The sequence below is a fragment of the Serratia sp. CY56464 genome, assembly GCF_052168435.1.
In the GTDB taxonomy this organism is placed as follows: Bacteria; Pseudomonadota; Gammaproteobacteria; order Enterobacterales; family Enterobacteriaceae; genus Serratia; species Serratia marcescens.
This window is the reverse complement of the sequence record NZ_JBJNMV010000001.1, coordinates 1,104,894-1,127,194: the sequence shown is the minus strand read 5'-3', so window position 1 is coordinate 1,127,194 and position 22,301 is coordinate 1,104,894. Positions and strand designations below refer to the sequence as shown.

At 62.9% G+C, this 22,301-nt stretch carries 23 protein-coding genes; 14 read left to right on the top strand and 9 right to left on the bottom strand.

Annotated elements, in window-relative coordinates; translation table 11 throughout:
• Positions 1-140 precede the first annotated feature (140 nt).
• Complete coding sequence (locus ACJ8KE_RS05570; protein WP_016927636.1) at positions 141-686, top strand: cysteine hydrolase family protein; 546 nt, start codon at positions 141-143, stop codon at positions 684-686.
• Positions 687-731: 45 nt separating this feature from the next.
• On the opposite strand, the gene ACJ8KE_RS05565 is transcribed toward ACJ8KE_RS05570, so the two are convergent.
• Entirely contained in the window at positions 732-2,228 is a 1,497-nt protein-coding gene (locus ACJ8KE_RS05565; RefSeq protein WP_442517152.1) for an alpha/beta hydrolase, read from the bottom strand.
• Positions 2,229-2,449: 221 nt separating this feature from the next.
• Here ACJ8KE_RS05565 and ACJ8KE_RS05560 point away from each other — a divergent pair, with 221 nt between their 5' ends.
• A complete protein-coding gene (locus ACJ8KE_RS05560) occupies positions 2,450-2,698 on the top strand; it encodes a CsbD family protein (RefSeq protein WP_016927634.1) in 249 nt (82 codons plus the stop codon).
• A 237-nt stretch (positions 2,699-2,935) separates the two neighbouring features.
• Positions 2,936-5,041 (top strand): elongation factor G, encoded by a 2,106-nt coding sequence (fusA, locus tag ACJ8KE_RS05555; protein ID WP_442517151.1) that lies wholly within the window; start codon positions 2,936-2,938, stop codon positions 5,039-5,041.
• Between the two features lie 27 nt (positions 5,042-5,068).
• Here the strand turns inward: fusA and ACJ8KE_RS05550 are convergent, their stop codons facing one another.
• Positions 5,069-6,037 carry a DMT family transporter gene (locus ACJ8KE_RS05550; RefSeq protein ID WP_442517150.1) on the bottom strand — a complete coding sequence of 323 codons (969 nt, stop codon included), beginning with the start codon at positions 6,035-6,037 and terminating at the stop codon, positions 5,069-5,071.
• A gap of 98 nt (positions 6,038-6,135) precedes the next feature.
• Complete coding sequence (locus ACJ8KE_RS05545) at positions 6,136-6,963, bottom strand: AraC family transcriptional regulator (RefSeq protein WP_016927631.1); 828 nt, start codon at positions 6,961-6,963, stop codon at positions 6,136-6,138.
• A 197-nt stretch (positions 6,964-7,160) separates the two neighbouring features.
• Between ACJ8KE_RS05545 and ACJ8KE_RS05540 the strand changes: the two genes are divergently transcribed.
• Positions 7,161-8,594, top strand: coding sequence for an NAD-dependent succinate-semialdehyde dehydrogenase (locus tag ACJ8KE_RS05540; protein WP_123867566.1), 1,434 nt, complete (start codon positions 7,161-7,163; stop codon positions 8,592-8,594).
• 47 nt (positions 8,595-8,641) lie between these two features.
• Here ACJ8KE_RS05540 and ACJ8KE_RS05535 read toward each other — a convergent pair whose 3' ends face one another.
• From ACJ8KE_RS05535 to ACJ8KE_RS05525, 3 genes are read right to left on the bottom strand one after another with little or no spacing between them, the layout of a single operon-like run.
• Entirely contained in the window at positions 8,642-9,544 is a 903-nt protein-coding gene (locus tag ACJ8KE_RS05535; protein WP_116403598.1) for an alpha/beta hydrolase, read from the bottom strand.
• Entirely contained in the window at positions 9,534-10,427 is an 894-nt protein-coding gene (locus ACJ8KE_RS05530) for an alpha/beta fold hydrolase (RefSeq protein ID WP_116403597.1), read from the bottom strand. Before ACJ8KE_RS05530 ends, ACJ8KE_RS05535 begins: the two co-directional genes overlap by 11 nt.
• 26 nt (positions 10,428-10,453) lie before the next feature.
• On the bottom strand, positions 10,454-11,509 hold the full coding sequence (locus ACJ8KE_RS05525) for a sugar phosphate isomerase/epimerase family protein (protein WP_110147037.1): 1,056 nt from the start codon (positions 11,507-11,509) through the stop codon (positions 10,454-10,456).
• A gap of 140 nt (positions 11,510-11,649) precedes the next feature.
• Here ACJ8KE_RS05525 and ACJ8KE_RS05520 point away from each other — a divergent pair, with 140 nt between their 5' ends.
• Positions 11,650-12,240, top strand: coding sequence for a TetR/AcrR family transcriptional regulator (locus ACJ8KE_RS05520; protein ID WP_016927626.1), 591 nt, complete (start codon positions 11,650-11,652; stop codon positions 12,238-12,240).
• Here the strand turns inward: ACJ8KE_RS05520 and ACJ8KE_RS05515 are convergent.
• A complete protein-coding gene (locus ACJ8KE_RS05515) occupies positions 12,237-12,539 on the bottom strand; it encodes a cupin domain-containing protein (protein ID WP_028127440.1) in 303 nt (100 codons plus the stop codon). The two genes, ACJ8KE_RS05520 and ACJ8KE_RS05515, sit on opposite strands and share 4 nt — an antisense overlap.
• Positions 12,540-12,617: 78 nt before the next feature.
• Positions 12,618-13,550 (bottom strand): LysR substrate-binding domain-containing protein, encoded by a 933-nt coding sequence (locus ACJ8KE_RS05510; protein ID WP_049188959.1) that lies wholly within the window; start codon positions 13,548-13,550, stop codon positions 12,618-12,620.
• A 169-nt stretch (positions 13,551-13,719) separates the two neighbouring features.
• Here ACJ8KE_RS05510 and ACJ8KE_RS05505 point away from each other — a divergent pair, with 169 nt between their 5' ends.
• From ACJ8KE_RS05505 to ACJ8KE_RS05465, 9 genes are all read left to right on the top strand, one after another.
• Entirely contained in the window at positions 13,720-14,670 is a 951-nt protein-coding gene (locus ACJ8KE_RS05505) for a branched-chain amino acid ABC transporter permease (protein WP_049299340.1), read from the top strand.
• A 10-nt stretch (positions 14,671-14,680) separates the two neighbouring features.
• On the top strand, positions 14,681-15,793 hold the full coding sequence (locus ACJ8KE_RS05500; RefSeq protein ID WP_117286772.1) for an ABC transporter permease subunit: 1,113 nt from the start codon (positions 14,681-14,683) through the stop codon (positions 15,791-15,793).
• Positions 15,790-16,560, top strand: a complete 771-nt coding sequence (locus ACJ8KE_RS05495) for an ABC transporter ATP-binding protein (RefSeq protein ID WP_016927621.1) — start codon at positions 15,790-15,792, stop codon at positions 16,558-16,560. Before ACJ8KE_RS05500 ends, ACJ8KE_RS05495 begins: the two co-directional genes overlap by 4 nt.
• A complete protein-coding gene (locus ACJ8KE_RS05490) occupies positions 16,553-17,266 on the top strand; it encodes an ABC transporter ATP-binding protein (protein WP_016927620.1) in 714 nt (237 codons plus the stop codon). The genes ACJ8KE_RS05495 and ACJ8KE_RS05490 overlap by 8 nt, the downstream gene beginning before the upstream one ends.
• A 76-nt stretch (positions 17,267-17,342) precedes the next feature.
• Complete coding sequence (locus ACJ8KE_RS05485) at positions 17,343-18,452, top strand: branched-chain amino acid ABC transporter substrate-binding protein (RefSeq protein WP_370531000.1); 1,110 nt, start codon at positions 17,343-17,345, stop codon at positions 18,450-18,452.
• A gap of 18 nt (positions 18,453-18,470) precedes the next feature.
• Positions 18,471-18,962 carry an L-2-amino-thiazoline-4-carboxylic acid hydrolase gene (locus tag ACJ8KE_RS05480; RefSeq protein WP_016927618.1) on the top strand — a complete coding sequence of 164 codons (492 nt, stop codon included), beginning with the start codon at positions 18,471-18,473 and terminating at the stop codon, positions 18,960-18,962.
• Entirely contained in the window at positions 18,959-20,185 is a 1,227-nt protein-coding gene (locus ACJ8KE_RS05475; protein WP_079452088.1) for a Zn-dependent hydrolase, read from the top strand. The genes ACJ8KE_RS05480 and ACJ8KE_RS05475 overlap by 4 nt, the downstream gene beginning before the upstream one ends.
• An 83-nt stretch (positions 20,186-20,268) precedes the next feature.
• Positions 20,269-20,616 carry an ArsR/SmtB family transcription factor gene (locus ACJ8KE_RS05470; protein ID WP_004938187.1) on the top strand — a complete coding sequence of 116 codons (348 nt, stop codon included), beginning with the start codon at positions 20,269-20,271 and terminating at the stop codon, positions 20,614-20,616.
• Between the two features lie 3 nt (positions 20,617-20,619).
• Positions 20,620-21,153 (top strand): SRPBCC family protein, encoded by a 534-nt coding sequence (locus tag ACJ8KE_RS05465; RefSeq protein WP_016927616.1) that lies wholly within the window; start codon positions 20,620-20,622, stop codon positions 21,151-21,153.
• Here the strand turns inward: ACJ8KE_RS05465 and ACJ8KE_RS05460 are convergent, their stop codons facing one another.
• A complete protein-coding gene (locus tag ACJ8KE_RS05460; RefSeq protein ID WP_016927615.1) occupies positions 21,154-22,182 on the bottom strand; it encodes a transporter in 1,029 nt (342 codons plus the stop codon).
• Positions 22,183-22,301: the final 119 nt, after the last annotated feature.

Genomic DNA, 22,301 nt, shown 5'->3' with positions numbered 1-22,301 from the left:
CCACCACCACCGCAACCGCCACGCAATGGCGGGCTGCACGGGTGCGCAACAGCTAACGACGTATCCCCAAGCCCCGCCAGCCATGGCCGGGGTTTTTTATTTCTCCGTGCCCGCCGGCAATTTCATTACGGAGAAGACCTATGCCAACTATCCCCGCACCGCGCAGCGCCCTGCTGGTTATCGACATGCAAGTCGGCCTGTTCGCCTCGCCGGACGATCCGCCGTTCGCCGCCGAAACCCTTCTGGCAAAGACCCATGCGTTGATACGCGCCGCACGCATGGCGAATGCGCTCGTGGTGTTTATTCGCCACACCGGCCCGGCAGGTTCACCTATCGCCGTAAACAGTCCGCTGTGGCAAGTTCACCCCGATCTCGACACCGATGCGCAAGCCGACTGGTTCATCGATAAAACCCATCCCAGCTGTTTTTACCGGACTGGCCTGGCGGAGCGGCTTAAGCAAGCCGGCATCGGTCGGTTGGTGATTTCGGGAATGAAAACGCAATACTGCGTAGACACCGCGTGTCGGCGCGGCGCGGAGTTGGGATTTGACCTGGTGTTGGCCGCCGATGCCCATAGTTGTTCGGACACGGCGGCGCTCGGCGCCGACGCCATTATCCGTCACCATAACCAGACCCTGTCGGGGCCGTTCGTGACGCTGGCGCTGGCGGAAGAGGTGAAATTCTAAAACACGCGCGACTTGGCTGTCAGGCCGGGCCAATGCCCGGCCTTCTCAGCGGCAAATCTTGTCGCGGCGCGGCTTTTTCGGCGCCAGCAGATAATCCACCACGCTTTCGTCAACGCAGCTGTCGATACCGTTCAGCGCCAGCGTATGCCCGTCGCGTTCGCGGGTGATCAGCGGGCTTTTAAAGGCGGCGGCCATCGCTTGGGCATTGCGGTACGGCGTGGTCGGATCGTAGCGCTGCGCGACGAACAGCAGCGGCGGCAGCGCGGCGGACGCCACCGGGGTGTGCGGCCGATCTTTGCCGCGGTACGGCCACAGATCGCACATTTCCAGCGGATACTCGTGCAACGGCAGGTAGTGAGCGTACAAAGCGGCGGTATTGATCTCCTGCCGCTGCCTGCGCAACTGCTGCGGATCGGCCGTTGGGTTGGCGACGTCGGCGCAGGTGATGACGTTCAGGGCATCATCGGCGTCCGGCGAATAGCTTTCGTCGATCAGATCGGAAACCTGTTGCCCGGCGATGCCGGCATCGAGCTGACGCAGTACGGTGGCCAGTTCATGCCAGCGCTCCGGCCACAACAGCAGCGAACGCGTCACCGTCAGCACATCGTCGGCGGAGATCTCATAGCCCGACGCAGTGACGAACGGCTGCTCATGCAGCTTGCGCAGCAAAGCGTGATAACGCTGAAGCGCCAGATTGGCGCCGCCGCCAAGCTGGCAGCTGTCGGTTTTGCCGCAATAGGCGGCGAAACGCAGGAAGCTTTGCTGGAAGCCCCGCTCCTGGTTCATGCGCTGGGTGAAATCGTCCTCCGCCAGATCCACCACCCCGTCCAGCACCAGCGCGCGCGTTTTCTTCGGAAAACGTTCGGCATACAGCGCCGCCACCTTGGTGCCGTAAGAGTATGCCACCGCCGTCAGCCCCGGTTCACCCAGCGCATGGCGGATCGCGTTCAGATCGTTGACCGCCTCGTCGGTGCCGATGTGTTGCAGCACGTCCGCGCCGGTTTGTTTGATGCAGGCGGCAATCAGGGCGCGCGTCTGATTCTCCGCACCGGCCACGTCGTTGTCGTCCGGTTCAGGGAGTTCGTCACCTTCGGCCACCTGACAGGAGATTTTCGGCGTCGATTGGCCGACGCCGCGCGGATCGTAACCGATGATGTCGTAGGATTTACGCAATCTGGCGACGTGGGCGTCGTTGCCTAAATAGGGGTTGATGCCCGGCAGGCCCGGGCCGCCGCTGATCGTCACCACGCTGCCCTTTTTCGGCCCGGTGGCGGGCAGCAGGGTCAGCGCCAGGCGCACGGTCTGTTCACCCGCCGGCACCGTCTGGGCGGGCGGCGTGGCGTACGCCAGCGGCACCTCGAGATAGCCGCAGCGCAGCCCCGGCGGCGGCGCCTCATCGAACCAGCGCTGAAAGCCGCTGTTGAGACAAGATTGCCAACGAATGCCGTTCCCGGCCGCCGCCCCGTGGAGCGCAGGCTTGGCCTGAGCGGGCAACGCGGCGGCGGTCGCGGCGAGCAGCGCCAGAATACGCAGTACTGACATGGGGAGTCCTTTCAACTCAACGAATCGGTCAAAGGGTAACGATACTCGGTTAAACCGCTAGCCAATAGAACATAAAAAAACGCGCGGGTGAAGCCAACGCCGCGCGTATGGAAAGACTTTTCTTTGCTCAGATTGATCTTATAACGCACAGAATGCTGCAAAAAATGCCATTCACCTGCTAGGCTTAGGGTTCGTTAACCCACAAGGAACAGGAGAGCAGCATGTTTGGAAAAGCGGAAGACAAAGCCAATGAAGCCGCAGGCGCGGTACAAGAAGCGTTCGGCAAAGCCGTTGATTCTCCGGAGCATCAGGTGCGCGGCGCGGCGCGCAAGTACGCCTCCCAGGCCAGCTATGCCGCCCGTGACGCAGCGGACAGCGTAAGAACACAGGTAGAAGCCAACCCGCTGGCCGGCGTAGCCGTTGCGGCGGCGGTCGGCATCGTTTTCGGCTTCTTGCTGGGACGCAAATAAGCGGCGAACGCGCCGCTCGCCAACAGGCCCGTTACGGGCCTTTTTTTCGCCCTTTCTTCGCCTGCGTGCAAACTTTCATCTATCACAGCCATCGCTTAAAAAAACCAACGCCTTCAACTACGATTAGTTTGTGACCAGAGCAAGGCTCTGCGATCCGGCGGATAACCCTATGAGGATTATCATCATTATCCATGCTGTTTAAGCCGCTCTCCTTCACGCGGCTAAGAAAGGTTGATTATGGCTCGCACCACCCCTATCGAACGTTACCGCAATATCGGCATCTCCGCGCATATCGATGCCGGCAAGACCACCACCACCGAGCGGATTCTGTTTTACACCGGGGTCAGCCACAAGCTGGGTGAAGTGCATGACGGCGCGGCGACCATGGACTGGATGGCGCAGGAACAGGAACGCGGCATCACCATCACCTCGGCGGCCACCACCTGCTTCTGGAACGGCATGCAGCATAATTATCCGCAGCACCGCATCAATATCATCGACACCCCCGGGCACGTCGATTTCACCATTGAAGTGGAGCGCTCGATGCGCGTGCTGGACGGCGCCGTGATGGTCTATGACTCGGTGGGCGGCGTGCAGCCGCAGTCGGAAACCGTCTGGCGGCAGGCCAACAAGTACAAGGTACCGCGGCTGGCGTTCGTCAACAAGATGGACCGCATCGGCGCGGACTTTTTCCGCGTACGCAAAATGATGATCGAGCGCCTCAAAGCCAATCCGGTGCCGATCGTTATTCCTATCGGCGCCGAAGACCACTTCAGCGGCGTGGTGGATCTGGTGCGGATGAAAGCCATTCTGTGGGACGAAGCCTCGCAGGGCATGAACTTCAGCTTCGAAGAGATCCCGGCAGAGCTGCGCGACTCGGCGCAGGAGTGGCGTGAAAATATGATTGAGGCCGCCGCCGAAGCCTCGGAAGAACTGATGGAGAAATACCTTAACCAGGTGCCGCTGAGCGAAGAGGAGATCGTTCACGGGCTGCGGGTGCGCACCGTCGCCGGCGAAATTCAGCCGATGCTGTGCGGGTCGGCGTTCCGCAACAAGGGGGTGCAGCGCATGCTGGACGCGGTGATCGAGCTGATGCCCTCGCCGCTCGACGTGCCGCCGATGGAAGGCCACGGCGAACACGATGAAGTCATCACCCGCAAAGCCGACGATAATGAAAAATTCTCGGCGCTGGCGTTCAAGCTGATGACCGATCCGTTCGTCGGCCAACTCACCTTCGTGCGCGTCTACTCCGGGGTGCTGGCCAAAGGCAGCAGCGTTTACAACCCGATCAAGGGCAAAAAGGAACGCATCGGCCGCATCGTGCAAATGCATGCCAACGATCGTAAGGACATCGACGAGCTGCACGCCGGCGACATCGCCGCCTGCGTCGGCCTGAAGGACGTCACCACCGGCGATACGCTGTGCGACCCTGGCGCCATCATTACGCTGGAGCGCATGACCTTCCCCGAACCGGTGATCGCCCAGGCGATCGAGCCGAAAACCAAGGGCGATCAGGAGAAAATGGGTATCGCGCTGCAGCGGCTCTCTTCGGAAGATCCGTCGTTCCGCGTGCGTACCGATGAAGAATCCGGCCAGACCCTTATCTACGGCATGGGTGAGCTGCACCTGGAGATCATCGTCGATCGCATGCGCCGCGAGTTCGGGGTGGAAACCACCACCGGCAAGCCGCAGGTGTCGTACCGCGAAACCATCCGCAAACGGGTGGCCGACGTGGAAGGCAAGTTCGTGCGCCAGTCCGGCGGTAAAGGGCAATACGGCCACGTGGTGCTGACCGTCGAGCCGAACGAACCCGGCAAAGGCTTCGAGTTCTTCGATGAAATCAAGGGCGGCGTCATTCCCGGCGAGTTTATTCCGGCGGTGAAAAAAGGCGTGGCCGAGGCGCTGAACAACGGCGTGCTGGCCGGTTATCAGGTGGTGGACGTCAAAGTGCACCTGACCTTCGGTTCTTACCATGATGTCGACTCGTCGGAACAAGCGTTCCGCATGGCGGCGATCTTCGGCTTCAAGGACGCCTGCCGTCTGGCGGATCCGGTGATCCTTGAGCCGATCATGTCGGTGGAAGTGGAAACGCCGGAGGATTACGCCGGCAACGTGATGGGCGACCTCTCCTCACGCCGCGGTCTGGTGCAGGGCATGGAAGAGATCCCGGGCGGCGGCGGCAAGGAGATTCGCGCCAAGGTGCCGCTGTCCGAGATGTTCGGTTACTCGACCACCCTGCGTTCGATGTCGCAGGGCCGCGCCACCTACACCATGGAATTCAGTCACTACGCCGAAGCGCCGCGCAACGTGGCCGAAGAGATCATTCACCACAGCAAGCGTTAACCCTCACGCCCGCCGCCACGGCGGGCGTCATCTCGGTTTGTCTTCCAGCGCCACCACCACCGGCTGCGGCTTGATGCGCATGGCGTACACCACGCCGACGATCAGGCAAACGATGCCGGCCAGCGTCAGCAGCGGCGGCCAGGCCTGGCGCAGCAGAAAGGTATAGGCCAACCCCGCCAGAATTTCGAACACGATGAGCGGCCCCACCAACACCGTCGGCAGCCGCTGGCTGGCTTCGTTCCAGCACAGCGCCCCCAGCCAGGAGCAGAACACGGCAATAACCAGCATCAGCGGGATAAACACCTCAGGGCGCGGGCCGAACGGCAAGGCGAACGCCGGTTCGCTCAGCGCCAATTGGCCGCAGACCGCCAGATAGCCCAGCAGCGCCAGCGGCAGCGTCACCAGCCCTTGTGCCGTGGCCCAGGTGGCCGGCCGCTGCGTCGGATTCTCCCGCAGCCAGCGTGAATTGCGCAGCGGGAACCAGGTCCAGCACGCCACCGCCAACACGGCCAGCCCAAGACCGCTGAGATAGCGCCAGCCGTCGATCGGCACCGCATTGCCGCGCAGCTCGGCGACGTTCACGCACGCTAACCCGCAGACGATCAGCAGCAGCGCCGGCGCCAGCTGGCCCCAGGCCAGGCGCCCGTCATGCCGGCCGTAAAACAGATTGGCGCAAATGGCGATCACCACCGGCAAGGTGCCGATGATCATGGTCGACACCGGTGCGCCAGTGCGCTGAATGGCGCTGGCCAGGCACAGGTAGTACAGCAGATTGCCGATGGCCGTCAGCTTGAGTGCTTCCAGCCAATCCTGACGCCGCAGCTTGCGCAGACGGCGACGATCAAACCACGCCAGCGGCAAGGTAATCAGCCCAAAGGCCAGATAGCGCCCGGTGGACTGCAGCGCGGCGGGATAGTCCGGCACCAGCAGCGGGCCGACGAAAATCAGTCCCCACATCAGCCCGGCGGCCAGGGCAAAAACAACGCCAATGAACATAACGACTCCGACAAACGGCCGGCGCGGCCAACCCGCCCGACAAGACAGCGGCAGAGTAGCGAAAACGCGGGGAGGAATTATTGTAGCAGGTTGCTGTTTTAGCCCAATTTCACCTGTTTCTGGAAACGCACTGGCGTGACACCGTAACGATTGGCGAAGGCGCGCGTCAGGTGCGCCTGATCGGTCAACCCCGCCGCCGCCGCCACCTGTGCGGCGGGCATGCCGCGCTCCAGCATGCGTTTGGCCTGCGACAGCCGGATCGCCATCAGCATCTGCTGCGGCGAGACGTGGTATTCGGCCTTGAACTTGCGCAGGAAATGGTACGGGCTGAGCGACACCAGCTCGGCCAGTTGGTTAAGGGTCACGGCCTCGGCGAAGTTATCGCGCAGATAGCTTTTCACCACCTCGAAACGGTGCGCCGCCTCGGCTTTTTCCCGCTGCCCGGTGCGGATGTGCGGGTGCAACAGCTCGACGGCCTCCAGCAGCAGGCCATCGAGCGTGAGCGGATCGTCGGTTTGCCACAGCGTGGCGAGAATGGCGGACAGGCGCTGCGCCGCCCGCGGATCGTGGCGCACCGCCTCGGTAAACCACTGGCTCCGATCGCCGGACAGCTGCTCCAGCGCCTCGGGCGCCAGATAGAGCATGCGGTAACACCAACCGCCCGGCGTTTCGGCTTCGCCGGTATGCAGCTCATCAGGATTCATCAGCACCAGCGCGCCCGGCGCCGCCAGGTGCTGCGCCCCGCGATAGCGAAAACGCTCCGCCCCGGCATCCACGGTGCCGATGGCGAAGGCGTCATGGGTATGCGGCTCGAAGGCATAGCGTTCGATATGCGCCTGATAGAGTTCGACGCCAGGCAGATGCGACAAATGCCGGAACTGCGCGCAATCCTTTTCGAACGGAAACTGTTGTGGTACCCCTTGCACCCGACCTCCTCATCCGTGCTGACAATCTGCTCAGCATAGCCAAAACATCGCCGATTGAGTAGCCGCCCTGGTCCTTTCGTGCCCCTCGCCTGGACGATCGCCGCCATTCGGCGTAGGGTTAAGATCCCTGTCCCATTCAGGCGCGCCGCATCGCGAAACTCAGCGGCCCCTGACCACTCCGCAAACAAGAGGCAACAATGTATCCGGATACTCAACTGTATATCGATGGACAATGGCGCAATGCGCTGGCCGGGAAAACCCTGCCTGTCACCAACCCCGCCAGCGACGAGGTAATCGGTCAGGTGGCGCACGCCGCCACAGAGGATCTCGATCTGGCGTTGGCCGCCACCGCGCGCGGGTTTAACGTCTGGCGCGACACCGCCGCGCACCAGCGCGCCAACCTGATGCGCAAAGCCGCTGCGCTGCTGCGCGAACGCGCCGACGCCATCGCCGCCATCATGACGCAGGAACAGGGTAAGCCGGTGGCGCAGGCCAAAATCGAGATTCTCAACGCCGCCGACGTTATCGACTGGTTCGCCGGCGAAGCCACCCGGACCTACGGGCAGATTATTCCGTCCCGCGCTCGCGACGTGCAGCAGCAAACCCTGAAACTGCCGGTCGGCCCGGTAGCCGCCTTCACGCCGTGGAACTTCCCGATTAACCAGATCGTGCGCAAGCTGTCCGCCGCGCTGGCGGCGGGCTGCTCCATCATCGTCAAAGGCCCGGAAGAAACGCCGGCCTCACCGGCAGAGCTGATCAAAGCCTTCGCCGACGCCGGTATCCCAGCCGGGGTGATCGCGCTGGTGTACGGCACCCCGGCGGAAATCTCGGAATACCTGATCCCGCATCCGACCATTCGCAAGATCTCCTTCACCGGCTCCACCCGCGTGGGCAAGCATCTGGCGGCGCTGGCCGGCCAGCATATGAAAAAGGCCACCATGGAGCTGGGCGGCCACGCGCCGGTGCTGATCTTCGACGACGCCGATCTTGACGCGGCGGCCAAAGAGCTGGCGCAGTCCAAGTTCCGCAACGCCGGCCAGGTCTGTATCGCCCCGACCCGCTTCCTGATCCAGCAAGGCGTTTACGAGGCCTTCGTGGAGAAATTTACCGCCGCCGTGCGTGAGCTCAAGCTCGGCAACGGGCTGGAAGACGGCGTGACGATGGGGCCGATGGTGCTGAGCCGCAGCGTCGACAATATCGAGGCGCTGGTGCAGGACGCTATCGCCCACGGGGCGAAGGCCAGCACGGGCGGCAAACGCGTGGCGGGCAAAGGCAACTTCTTCGAACCGACTGTGCTGCGTGATGTGCCGCTGAGCGCACGCGCCATGTCGGAAGAGCCGTTTGGCCCGGTCGCCCTGCTGCGCCCGTTCGCCACTTATGACGAGGCGATCGCCGAAGCCAACCGCCTGCCGTACGGCCTGGCCGCCTACGCCTACAGCCGCAACATCGCCACCGTCAATGCGCTGGGGCACGACGTGGAGAGCGGCATGCTGAGCATCAACCACATCGGTTTCGGCCTGCCGGAAACGCCGTTTGGCGGCGTGAAAGACTCCGGTCACGGCACCGAAGGCGGCAGCGAAGCGATCGAGTCCTACCTGGAAACGCGCTTTGTCACCGTCGCCGGCCGATAAGCGCCCGGCGGATGAATAGCCAGAAGCCCCGCAATGCGGGGCTTTTTTTACTCGTGAGCCAGTTCGAACAGCCGCCGCGCCGCCGGGGTCAGCCCCAGCATGTGAATGCAGGCATGCACCATGCCCGGCAACCGTTCGCAGCGCACGGTCACCCCCGCCTCACGCAGCCGCTGTGCATACTGTTCGGCCTCATCGCGCAGCGGATCGTATTCGCAGCTCAGGATGGCGGCCGGCGGCAATCCGCGCAGCGTGGCGGCATGCAACGGTTCCGCGCCGGGATCGCGCCGCTGGCCCAGATACTGCTGCCAACAAAACACCATCGCGTCGCGCGTCAGAAAGTGCCCCTCGGCAAACTCGCGATAGCTCTTCGTCGCCATTTCGCGGCTGAGCGCCGGGTACAACAGCAGTTGACGTTCAATGTACGGGCCGCCGCGATCCCGCGCCAACAGTGCGACCGCCGCCACCAGATTGCCCCCGGCGCTATCACCGCCCACTGCCAGGCGCTTCGCGTCAATCCCCAACTGCGGCGCCCGTTGTGCCACCCAGCAGAGCGCCTGATAGACATCTTCCAGCGGCTGTGGAAACGGGTATTCCGGCGCCAGCCGATAGTCAACCGACAGGATCACCCGGCCGGTGGCATTAGCCAACGCCTGACAAGGCCGATCGTACAACGCCAGTGAGCCGAGGCACCAGCCGCCGCCGTGGGCGAACAGCATCGCCGGCTGCGCGGTCGTGCCGTTTTCCCCCGCCGGTAGATAGGCGCGCAGCGCCATCCGGTGTCCATCGGCGGCGACCACCGTATAGTCCCTGACGCCGCCGCTCGGTTCCGCCTCGCCCTGCAGCTGGCGTAAACCGGTTTCCGTGGCCGCGCGCATTGCCGCCAGCGAAGCGGGCGGTGGCACGGCGGCCGACGCCGTCAAAAAGGCGGCGATGCGTTCATCAAGCGGCACGCTGCTCTCCCGCCAGGAATGGCGTAATCAGTGCAATAAATTCCTCATGACACTCCTCGGTAATGAAATGCCCGCAGCCGGCGACCGTTTCGCCTCGCAGATCGTGCGCATTGCCCCGAAGCGTGGTCAGCGGCGCATCGCCGGTGGCGTGCTCCGCTCCCACCGTCAACACCGGCATCGTCAAGGGCGTAGCGGCGCGCAGCCGGTTCTGGCGAACGGTTTCCGGGATCGCTCGGTAATAGTCGAATCCGGCGCGCAATCCGCCCGGCGCCGAATAGGCGGCGATATACACCTGCGCCGCTACCCGATCGCGCCGATAGGACCAGCGGTTGAAGATATAGCCAAGATACTCCCGCTCGCGCCCCTGGGTCAGTGCCTCCGGCAAATCCGCCAGCTGGTTGAACATGAAATGCCACAGGAAGATATTCTCCTCCGGCGCGACGAAAATCGGCGGCGGCGGCGCCAGACCGGGGATCACCGCCTCCGTCAGCACCAGACGTTCCACCGCCTGCGGGAAGTCGCTCGCCATGGCGTAACCGACCCACATGCCGATGTCGTGGCCGACCAGTTGGTAACGTTCATGGCCCAGCTGCAACATCATCGCGTGCAGCGCCGCGCCGATGCTGCCGGTATCGTAACCGCCGACGGGCTTGTCAGAATCACCGATGCCCGGCGGGTCGACGGCGATCGCCTGAAAACCGGCCGCCGACAGCGCTTGCATCACATGGCGCCAGGTGTACCAGGTTTGCGGCCAGCCGGGGATCAGCAGCACCGGCCGCCCTTCACCGGCCACCACGCAGTGAATGCGCCGGCCGTTGACCTGGAGATAGACGTGTTCCGCCACGAGATCCGCTAACGGGATCTCGTTCTGTCGATATTGCATGGGGTGACTCCCTGAAAGGTTAAGGCTCAGCGAATGCCAAGCAAGGCATTGATCTGTTGTGGGTTGACCGGCGCGCCGGCGAAGTCGTCGAACACTTTGTCGGTGACGCGGATAATGCGATCGCGAATGAAGGCCGCGCCTTCGCGCGCGCCATCCTGCGGATTTTTCAGGCAACATTCCCACTCCAGCGTCGCCCAGCCCGAATAGCCGTACTGCGTCAGGCGCGAAAAGATGCCGCTGAAATCGACCTGGCCGTCGCCCAACGAGCGGAAACGGCCGGCACGATCGACCCAGGATTGATAGCCGCCGTAAATGCCCTGGCGACCGGTCGGATTGAACTCGGCGTCCTTGACGTGGAACATGCCGATAACATCCTTATAGATATCGATAAATTCCAGATAGTTAAGCTGCTGCAGCACCATATGGCTCGGATCGAACAGCACCCGGCAACGCGGGTGGTTGCCCACGCGCTCAAGAAACATTTCGAACGTCACGCCGTCGTGCAGATCCTCACTCGGGTGAATTTCATAACACAGGTTGATGCCCTGCTCCTCGCAGGCGTCGAGCACCGGCAGCCAGCGTTTGGCGAGTTCGTCGAACGCGGTATCGATCAATCCTTCCGGACGCTGTGGGAACGGGAACAGATAGGGCCAGGCCAGCGAACCGGAAAAGGTGCCCAGCTCGCTGAGCCCGAGCCGCGCCGACGCTTTCACCGCCAACAACATTTGCTGCCGCGCCCACTCGCCGCGCGCCTGCGGATTGCCCTGCAGCGCCGGGGGCGCGAAACTGTCAAACAGCGCATCGTAAGCCGGGTGTACCGCCATCAGCTGGCCGAAGATATGGCTGGTCAATTCGCTGACTACCAACCCCTGCTCCGCCAACATGCCGGTCAGATCGTCACAGTAGGTTTGGCTTTCCGCGGCGGTGGCCACGTCGAATAAACGCCGATCCCAGGCCGGGATCTGCAAGGCGGTAAACCCGGTTTGCGCCGCCCACTCGGCGATGGCCGGCAGGCTGTTGAACGGCGCTGTCTCATCGCTGAACTGCGCGAGATGCAGGCTTGGACCTTTGAGGGTTTTCATCGTAAACTCCTATTGGTTGTCGATTGACAAACAATAGGAGCAAAGCGAATTGACCGCAAGCGAAATTTATAAAGACATTGGTATTCCCGTCGATTTAAGCGATCCTATGTCGCTGAATGACAGGTAAATTGGAGCAGCGAATGGCAGGCAGACCGCGCGAGTTCGATCGCGAACAGGCGCTCTTGAAGGCGCGAAACTTATTCTGGCGGCAAGGTTACGAAGGCACCTCGATGTCGGATCTGGTGGCGGAATTGGGCATTGCTTCCGCGCGCATCTACAAGGCGTTCGGCTCCAAAGAGCAGCTGTTCCGCGAGGCGATCGCCAGTTACGAAGCCGAGGAAGGCGGCTTCGCCGATCGCGCCTTCGCACAGGAAAGCGGCATTCGCCCGGCGATCCAACGTATGCTGGAAGATGCCGTGCGCCTCTACAGTCGGCCGGATCTGCCGCAGGGCTGCATGGTGGTCTCCGCCGCCGCCAGCGTCAGTGCGGAAAACGATGGGCTCAAAACCTGGCTGGCAGAGCATCGGTTGCAGCGTACGCAGCAGATCGTCGAACGGCTGCGGCAGGCGGTGCAAACCGGCGAATTGCCCGCCGACACCGACGCTGACAGCCTGGGGGACTACTTCGCCGTCTTCCTGCACGGGCTGTCGATTCAGGCACGTGACGGCGTCACTGAAACGCGACTATTGGATGCGGTAAAGGTGGCGCTGACGGTACTGGGCGACGCTTAATCCTCCGGCAGATCGACAATCACCAGCGTGCCTTCGCTGCCCGGCAACACGCGGTGCGGTACGCCGGCCGCGGCCTGATACAGCTGGCCGGCCCGCACCACCACCTCTTCCCCCGCCACCTGCAGCCGCAGGTGGCCGCTGATCACCAGCAACCCTTCGCTGTAATCATGCACTTCATCCGCAATGCTGCGCGCATCCATACGCAGCACTTTGATGTTGGCCGCACCGACGCGGCCCAGCACGGAGGAACGCCAAGCCTCGGGCAGTTCGGCCGCCTGCTGGTTTAAATCGAACAGCATCGTCATACCTTATCGCTACAGAGGAACCGGCACTCTACTGCAAAGCCGTCCCCTGCTGAAAGACGCGTTGGTTGTAGATTATGCCCCGGCGTTCTGAGCCGCCGCCTCACGGCGCAGCCACTGCCGCAGATTTTCGCCCTCCTGCGACAGCTCACTATCCAGCCGAGCGCACAGGTAATAATCGCGGCCGTCGTCGATCGGCAGATCGAACATTTTGATCAACTCACCGCTTTCAAGGTACTGGGCGATTAACGGTTCACGCATCAACGCGCACCCTAGCCCCGCCTGCACCGCCGCCAACGTCAACAATCCATCCTCGAACATCGGGCCGATACTGCGCAGCGGGCGCTTGACGCCGGCCTGCTGAAACCATTGCATCCAGGTATTGCGTTCCTCGTCGTGCAGCAGCGGCAGCGTCGCCAGTTGATCCGGCGTATCGAGCAAACCGTGCAGTTTACTGAATGCCCGGCTGCACACCGGCACCATTTTGCCGGACATCAGCTTCTCGCTGCGATAGCCGGTCCACTGCCCGACCCCGAAGCGGATCGACAGATCGGCGGCGTCGCTCAGGTAATTGCGGTGGTTGGCGTAGACCACATTGATGTCGATATCCGGATTTTCGCGCAGGAAACCGCGCAGCCGCGGAATGAACCACCCCATGCCGAACAGCGGGATCAGACTGATGGTCACCTGCCGCGACGCGGATTGTTCACGCACGTGTTCGGTCGCCTGGCGCAGCACGTTGAACGCCGAGCGAATCGAACGGTAGTACTCCCGCCCCTCGCTGCGCAACACCAGGTTACGCCCCTGCCGTTCGGTCAACGGCATCTGCAAAAATGCCTCCAGCGTTTTGAGTTGATGACTGACCGCCGAAGGCGAAATCATCAGCTCGTTAGCCGCCGCGCTGATCCCCCCCAGGCGCGCGATGGCCTCGAACGCCCGTACGGCGCGCAGCGGCGGATCGTTCGGCAGCATCGGCAACGGCTCATCATACTGTTCTGTTTTTTTCATATATTGACTGTTTTTGGGAAATGGACACTGAAGGAGTAGATTTAATATACATAAAAATCAATACATTAAAAACACTCGTTTTTTATATAAGAAAGTGTTTTTCCGTATTTTACAATTTTTTTAAATTCTCTACTGTGAGCCTCTGACTCATTATCTCCGGACTCTCCTTATGGATACGCTGGTACAGCAAACCGTCAACGGTTTGATGCTCGGCAGCATTTATGCGCTGATCGCGCTCGGCTACACCATGGTGTACGGCATCCTGCGCATCATCAACTTCGCGCACGGCGACGTGCTGATGGTCGGGGCGCTGAGCGCGCTGTCGGCGATCGGGGTGTTGCAGCACCACTTTCCCGCGTTACCGCCCTACGCCACGCTGCTGCTGGCGGCCCTGTTCGCCATGGCTATCTGCGCCATCACCTCGATGGCGATCGAGCGCCTGGCCTATCGCCGGCTGCGTAATGCGCCGCGCCTGGCCCCGCTGATCAGCGGCATCGGCGTGTCACTGCTGCTGCAAACCCTGGCGATGCTGATCTGGTCACGCAATCCCCTGATGTTTCCGCAGCTGTTGCCGATGGCGCCCATCGCCCTGACCGCAGGCAGCGCCGAACATGCGCCGGCGGTGATCACCGGCACGGCGATCGTCACGCTGGCGGTGGCCGTGGCGGTGATGGCCGGCCTCTGGCTGCTGGTCGAACACAGCCGTTTCGGCCGCGCCATGCGCGCCACGGCGGAAAACCCGCAGGTCGCCGGCCTGATGGGCATCAGTCCTGACCGCATCATCGTTCTGACCTTCGCGCTCGGCGGCGCGTTGGCGGCGGTGGCCGGCATCATGATGGCCAGCAACTACGGCAACGCCGGTTTCTCGATGGGCTTTCTGCCGGGCATCAAGGCGTTTACCGCCGCCGTGCTCGGCGGCATCGGCAACCTGCGCGGCGCGATGCTTGGCGGTTTGCTGCTGGGTCTGTTCGAATCACTGGGCACCGGCTATCTCGGCGAGCTGACCGGCGGCGTGTTCGGCAGCAACTACCAGGACGTGTTCGCGTTTCTGGTGCTGATCGCCGTGCTGGTCTTCCGCCCCTCCGGGCTGTTGGGCGAACGCATCGCCACGCGCGCATAAGGACATCACGATGACCGTTTTGACTCCCCCCGTTCCTCTGGCCACGCCGCGTCGCGCCGGGCTGGGGCTGACGCTGTTCATTCTCGCCCTGCTGCTGGCGCCCTGGGTGGCGGGCGCCGCCGGCGGCAACTACTGGGTGCGGGTCGTCGACTTCGCCCTGCTGTATCTGATGTTGGCGCTCGGGCTGAACATCGTGGTGGGCATGACCGGGTTGCTGGACATGGGCTTTATCGCCTTTTACGCGGTCGGCGCCTATCTCGCCGCGCTGCTGTCGTCACCGCATCTGACGCAGCAGTTCCCGCTGCTGCTGCAGTGGTTCCCCGACGGGCTGCATCTGCCGATGCTGTGGCTGATCCCGCTGGCGGCGCTGTTGGCGGCGGCATGCGGCATCCTGCTCGGCGCGCCGACGCTGCGGCTGCGCGGCGACTATCTGGCGATCGTCACGTTGGGATTCGGCGAAATCGTGCGCATTCTGATGCGCAATCTGGATCGCCCGGTCAATCTCACCAACGGCCCCAAAGGCATTTCCGGCATTGACCCGGTCAGCCTGTTCGGCCTGAGGTTTTCCGGCATGCACGAGTGGTTCGGCGTGCGTTTTTCCGGCCTGTACCTCTATTACTATCTGTTCGCCGCGCTGCTGCTGGCGATCCTGTTCATCAGCCTGCGGCTGCAAAACTCGCGCATCGGTCGTGCGTGGACAGCGATCCGCGAAGATGAGGACGCCGCGCGGGCGATGGGCATCAACACCCGCAACTTCAAGCTGCTGGCCTTCGCCATCGGCGCCACCTTCGGCGGCGTGGCCGGCGCGTTGTTCGCCGCGTTTCAGGGCTTCGTGTCGCCGGAATCGTTCACCCTGCAGGAATCGATCGCCGTACTGGCGATGGTGGTGCTCGGCGGCATGGGGCACATCCCCGGCGTGATCCTGGGCGCGCTGCTGCTGGCCGCCCTGCCGGAGCTGCTGCGCAGCAGCATGGGGCCGCTGCAGCAGGCGCTGTTCGGCCAGGTGCTGATCGATCCGGAAATCATCCGCCAACTGTTTTACGGCCTGGCGCTGATCCTGGTGATGCTGTATCGCCCGGCGGGCCTGTGGCCGGCTCGCCATGCCGGGAGGACCGCCGCATGACGCCGCTGCTTGCTTTAAATCACGTCAGCAAACGTTTCGGCGGCCTGACGGCGGTGGATGACGTCAGCATGAGCATCCGCCAGGGGGAAATCTACGGCCTGATCGGGCCGAACGGCGCCGGCAAAACCACCTGCTTCAACCTGATCACCGGCCTGTATCGCGCCGATGAAGGCGAGTTCCGCCTGTTGGGCCAGCGCTATAAACCCCAGGCGATCGACAAAGTGGCGCAGGCCGGCATTGCCCGCACCTTCCAGAACCTGCGGTTGTTCAACGAAATGAGCGTGCTGGAAAATGTGATGGTCGGCTGCCACGTGCGCACCCGCAACGGCCTGTGGGCGGCGATCGCTCGCCACCGGCGCGCCAAGGCAGAGGAACAGGCGGTGCGCGATAAATCCCATGCGCTGCTGGAGTACGTCGGCATCAGCCAATTCGCCCATTACCGCGCCGGCGATCTCGCCTATGGCCACCAACGCCGCCTGGAGATTGCCCGCGCGCTGGCGACCGAACCCCGGTTGCTGGCGCTGGACGAGCCGGCGGCCGGCATGAACGCCGGTGAAAAAGTAGCGCTGCGCGAGCTGCTGCTGCGCATCCGCGACAGCGGCAAAACGCTGCTGCTGATCGAACACGACGTCAAGCTGGTGATGGGCCTGTGCGATCGCCTGACGGTGCTGGACTACGGCAAAGCGATCGCCGAAGGCGAACCGGCGCAGGTGCGGCGCGAACCGGCGGTCATTCAGGCCTATCTGGGAGGCGGCGCGCATGTCTGAAGCCCTGCTGAGCGTTAAACGTCTCAAAGTGTCTTACGGCGGCATTCATGCGGTCAAAGGCATCGATTTCACGGTGAACGCCGGCGAACAGGTGACGCTGATCGGCGCCAATGGCGCGGGCAAGACCTCCAGCCTGCGAGCGCTGACCGGCCTGCAGCCGTTCGAAGGCGACATCCTGTTCGACGGTTGCTCGATTCGCGGCGCGCCGCCGCACCGGTTGCTGCAACGGGGGCTGGTGATGGTGCCGGAGGGACGCGGCATTTTCACCCGTTTGACGGTGCGGGAAAACCTGCAGCTCGGCGCCTATGCGCGGCGTGACAAATCGGCGGTGCGGCAAGATTTCGAACGGGTGTGCGCCACCTTCCCGCGGCTGAGCGAGCGCCTGCACCAACCGGCCGGGCTGCTTTCGGGCGGTGAACAGCAGATGGTGGCGATGGGCCGCGCGCTGCTCAGCCGCCCGCGGCTGCTGATATTGGACGAACCCTCGATGGGGCTGGCGCCGATTGTGGTGGAAGCCATTTTCACGGTCATCAAGCAGTTAGCCCGTGACGGCGTCACGTTGCTATTGGTCGAGCAGAACGCGCGCCTGGCGCTGGAGTCCACCGATCGCGCCTACGTGTTGGACAGCGGCAGCCTGAGCCACAGCGGCCGTTCCGCCGAGATGCTGGACGATGAAAAAATCAAACAGATCTATTTGGGTGAATAACCGTTGTTTCTTTTAACCGCACCAGGAGTATGACATGCAACAGAGCATTCGCATCAAACCGTTGGCGCTGGCCGCCATGACAATGATTCTTAGCCTCCCGGCGCTGGCGGCCGACACCGTGCTGATCGGCCTGGCCGGGCCGCTGACCGGCCCTTCCGCGCGCATCGGCAAAGATCTCGAAAACGGCGCGCAACTGGCGATCGCCGACGCTAACGCGCAGAAACCGACGCTGAACGGCAAACCGGTCACCTTCAAACTGGTGTCCGAGGACGACCAGTCCGACCCGCGCACCGCCGTGGCCGTGGCGCAGCGTTTGGTCGACGAAGGCGTCGCCGGCGTGGTCGGCCACTGGAACACCGGCACCAGCATCCCGGCGGCGCGCATCTATCACGATGCCGGCATCGCCCAGGTGGCGCCGGTCGCCACCGGTCACGGCTATACGCAACAGGGTTTTGACACCAGCTTTCGCGTGATGGGCCACGACGACGACGGCGGCAACTATGCCGGGCAATATGCGGTGAAAACGCTGAAAGCCCAGCGCATCGCGGTGATCGACGATCGCACCGCTTTCGGCCAGGGGCTGGCGGACGAGTTCATCAAATCGCTGCAGGCCCAGGGCGTGCAGCCGGTCGCCCGCGAGTATGTGGATGACAAGACCGTCGATTTCAGCGCCGTACTGACCACCGTGCGCAGCAAAAACGCCGATCTGATCTTCTTCGGCGGCGTAGATTCCCAGGCGGCGCCGCTGGCGCGCAAACTGAAGCAGCTGGGCATGAACGCGCAGCTGATGGGCGCCGGCGGCTTTGTCAGCCAAACCTTCCTGACGCTGGCGCAGCAAGAAGGCGAAGGCGTCGTCGCGTTGGAGCCGGGACTGCCGCTGGAACAGATGCCGGGCGGCAAGGCGTTTGAGCAAGCCTACCGCGATCGTTACCACACCCACATCGAACTGCATGCGCCCTTCGCCTACGACGCCACCCGGGTGCTGATCGCCGCCATCGAACAGGCCGGCTCGGCCAACCCGGCCGATTATCTGCCGAAACTGCGCGCCATACATTATCAGGGCGTGACCGGCGCCATTGCCTTCGATGCGCAGGGCAACCTGCAACAGCCGAGCTTCACCCTGTACCGGGTAGTCGACGGCAAATGGCAGCCGCAAACCGTGTTGGGCGGCGCCAAACCACAATAAATCAAGAGGAGCAAGGCGATGAGCTGTGCAAATAATGAATTGGGCATTTTGGCCCGCAGAAAGATCGAGGCGGAAATCATCAAACCGATCTACCAGATTCTGGTGCGTGAAATCGGCAAGACGCGCGCTCAGGCAGTGATCGGCGAAGCCATCGAGAATGCCGCCATCGCGGCGGGCAAACAATTCGCCGCTCAGGAACCGAACGGCGCGGATCTGCGCAGCTTCGCCGCCTTGCAGTACCTGTGGGAAAAAGACGATGCGTTGCGCGTCGAGGTGATCAATCAGGACGAACAGCACTTCGACTATAACGTCACCCGCTGCCGCTACGCCGAGATGTATCATGAGATGGGGCTGGGAGACATCGGCCACCTGCTCTCCTGCGCTCGCGACAGCCAGTTTATCGTCGGCTATGCGCCTGACGTTGAACTGCAGCGCACCCAGACCATCATGTCCGGCGCTCCCTGCTGCGATTTCCGTTACGCCGCCAAAACGCCGGGAGAAAAACCATGACGCATCGGGTCAACGGCGAGCGCCTGTGGCAAAGCCTGCAGGCGATGGCGCAGTTCGGCGCCATCGCTGACAACGGCGTCACCCGCCTGGCGCTCAGCGAAGAGGATCGTCAGGCGCGCGACCAGCTGCGTCTGTGGGCGCTGGAGGCCGGTTGCAGCGTGCGCGTCGATCGGATGGGCAACATGTTCCTGCGCCGTGAAGGCGCGCGGCCCGAGCTGGCGCCGGTTGTCACCGGTTCTCACGGCGACTCGCAACCCCGCGGCGGCCGTTTCGACGGCATCTACGGCGTGCTGGCCGGATTGGAGGTTATTCGCAGCCTTAACGATCGGCAGATCGTCACCGAACGCGCGATTGAAGTGATCAACTGGACCAACGAAGAAGGCGCACGCTTTGCGCCGGCGATGATCGCCTCCGGCGTGTTCGCCGGGGTATTCGACCTGGAATACGGTCTGACGCGCCGCGACGAGCACGGCGTCAGCCTCGGCGAGGCGCTGGAGCGCATCGGCTACGCCGGCGAGTATCCGGTGGGCGGCACGCCGATCCATGCCGCCTTCGAGTTGCACATCGAACAGGGGCCGATTCTGGAAGCGGAGCATCTCGACATCGGCGTGGTGACCGCCGCACAAGGGCAGCGCTGGTATGAACTGGAGGTCGTCGGCTTCAGCGCCCATGCCGGCACCACGCCGATGGACCGCCGCCGCGATGCCCTGCTGGGCTTTGCGGCGCTGGTCACGGCGGTCAACCGCATCGGTTGGGATTTCGCGCCCGACGCGCGCGCCACGGTGGGCATGGCGCAAATTACCCCCAATTCACGCAACGTGGTGCCGGGGCGCGTCTTTTTCAGCGTCGAATTCCGCCATCCAGAGGAGTCAATTCTGGAGCAGATGGAGCAGCGCCTGCTGGCGGCGGTGAACGCCGTCAACGGTGGCGGCCTGACCGCTCGCGCCGAGCGCATCTTCCAGTATCCCCCGATCGCTTTTGATCGGGGCTGCATCGACAGCGTACGTCAAGCCGCGCAAGCGTTGGGCTATCGCCATCGCGACATGATTTCCGGCGCCGGCCACGATGCCTGTTACCTTAACCGCGTCGCCCCGACCGCCATGATTTTCATTCCCTGCGTGGACGGCATCAGCCACAACGAGCGGGAAGATATCACCCCCGCCTGGGCCGCCGCCGGCGCTGACGTATTGCTGAACGCGCTGCTGGCGCACGCCGGCGCCTGATCGTCGCCCCGGTTTCTCGCCGGGGCAAAAAAATATTCAACAAAACGGTTGAATATTAGCCCGCCTGTTCTATATTCAACCATATGGTTGAATTATCTTCCTCACAGCTGGACGCCATTTTTCATGCGCTGGCCGACCCGACCCGCCGTTCGATGTTACGCGCGCTGGCCGGCGGTGAGCGCAGCATCGGCGAACTGGCCGCGCCGTTGCAGATGTCGTTCGCCGGCGCCTCCAAGCACGTGAAAGCACTGGAACATGCGGGCCTGGTGCAACGCACCGTGCAAGGAAGAAACCATATCTGCCGGCTCGAACCCGAGCCTATGGCGCAGGCCATGCACTGGCTGCAAACCTATGAACATTTCTGGACTGAACGGCTGGATGCGCTCGAACAGGCGCTGCTGCAGCCCGAACAGCTTCCTCCCAAGGAGTGAACCATGAATGATTACGGCATGATTATCGAACCCGGCACGCTGCGCATCCAGCGGCTGCTGCCCGGCCCCATCGAGCGGGTGTGGGCTTACCTGACCGAATCCGACAAGCGCGCCACCTGGCTGGCGGCTGGCGCCATGAAGTTGGAAAACGGCGCGCCGCTGGAGCTGGAGTTTCGCAACTCCGATCTGGCGGGCGAGCACGAGCAACCGCCGGCCAAGTACAAACAGCACGGCGGCTGCGTCAGCAACCGCGGCCACATCACCTGCCTGTTCCCGCCGCGCCTGCTGAGCTTTACCTGGGCCGAACAGGATCAGGGGCGCCCTTCCGAAGTGACCTTCGAGCTGACGGAACAGGGAAACGCGGTGCTGCTGACGGTCACCCACCGGCGCCTGGCCAACCGCGACGAGATGCTCAGCGTCGCCGGCGGCTGGCACACCCATCTGGATATCCTGCTGGATCGTCTGCACGATCGGGCGCCGCAGCCGTTCTGGAGCACCCATGCCCGGCTGGAAGAAGAGTACCGCGCCCGCCTGTAATTACGACTCGTCCCGGCGCCTGAACGCCAGATAACCGGCGATCAGCGTAAAACTGCCGACCAGCAACACCAGCAGGATAAAACCGTGGTGATTGCTGGCCAGCGGTATCCCCCCGACGTTCATGCCGAAGAAACCGGCGACGATGTTGATCGGCAACGCCAGCACGGTGATCACCGTCAGGGTGTAGAGCGTGCGGTTATTCTGCTCCATCAGCTTGGCGCCCAGCTCTTCCTGCAATAGCCGGATGCGTTCGGTCAGGCTGGCGAGATCGTTCAACACCACGGTGAACTCTTCGGTAAACTGCCGCAGATCTTGCACCACCTCGCGGCTCAGCCAGGCCGGCGGCCGGTTCAACAGCCGAAACAGCGCGGCCGGTTCCGGCGCCAACAGGCGCTGAAAGCGCAATAACATGCGGCGCATGCGCCCCAGCTCGGCGCGGTTGCGTTTGACGCGGCGGGTCAGCAGGCGATCCTCGATGGCATCAACATACTGGTTAGCCTGCCGCACCACCTGTTCCAGCACGTCCTCCTGCTCTTCCAGCAGGTGCGCCAGCAGCTCGGTAGACGACGCCAGCTCCAACGCCGTCAGGCGGCCAAGCAGCCGTTCAATCAATCGCACCGGTTTGTGACGCACGGTGACCACCAGCCCACGGCAGCAATAGAGCCACAGCGTCGCCGTTTCCGGGTTGCTGTCCTCAGGGTGGAAAATCACGTCGTTGAGCACGGCGAACAGATCGTCGCCCTGGCGCTCGATGCGCGTCGTGTGGGAACCATGCCGAATTTCATGGAAGAAAAAATCGGAAATGGCGAAATGGTTTTTCAGCCACTTCTCCGCCGCCGCGTGGTTGAGATTGAGGTGCAGCCAGACAAAGCCGTCGCCGGACGGCAAAGCCTGGTAAGCCTGGCAGACCTGTTGCGAGTTCAGGCGCGCCGGCGGCTCACCGGAACGAAACACATGGCCGTAGATCAGCCCGGTCACTTCATCATCGAAATCAAGCTTGTGCATCTTTTCCGCTAACCGTTGCACCATAACGCCTTATCCTGCCTGTTGCCGTTAACCCAAGACCGTCCCCGCTGTTATAACAATCTTTATTTATCGGCGTTAATGATTTTCGCCGTTCCCGATGATTAATATTTTCGTCATAAAAA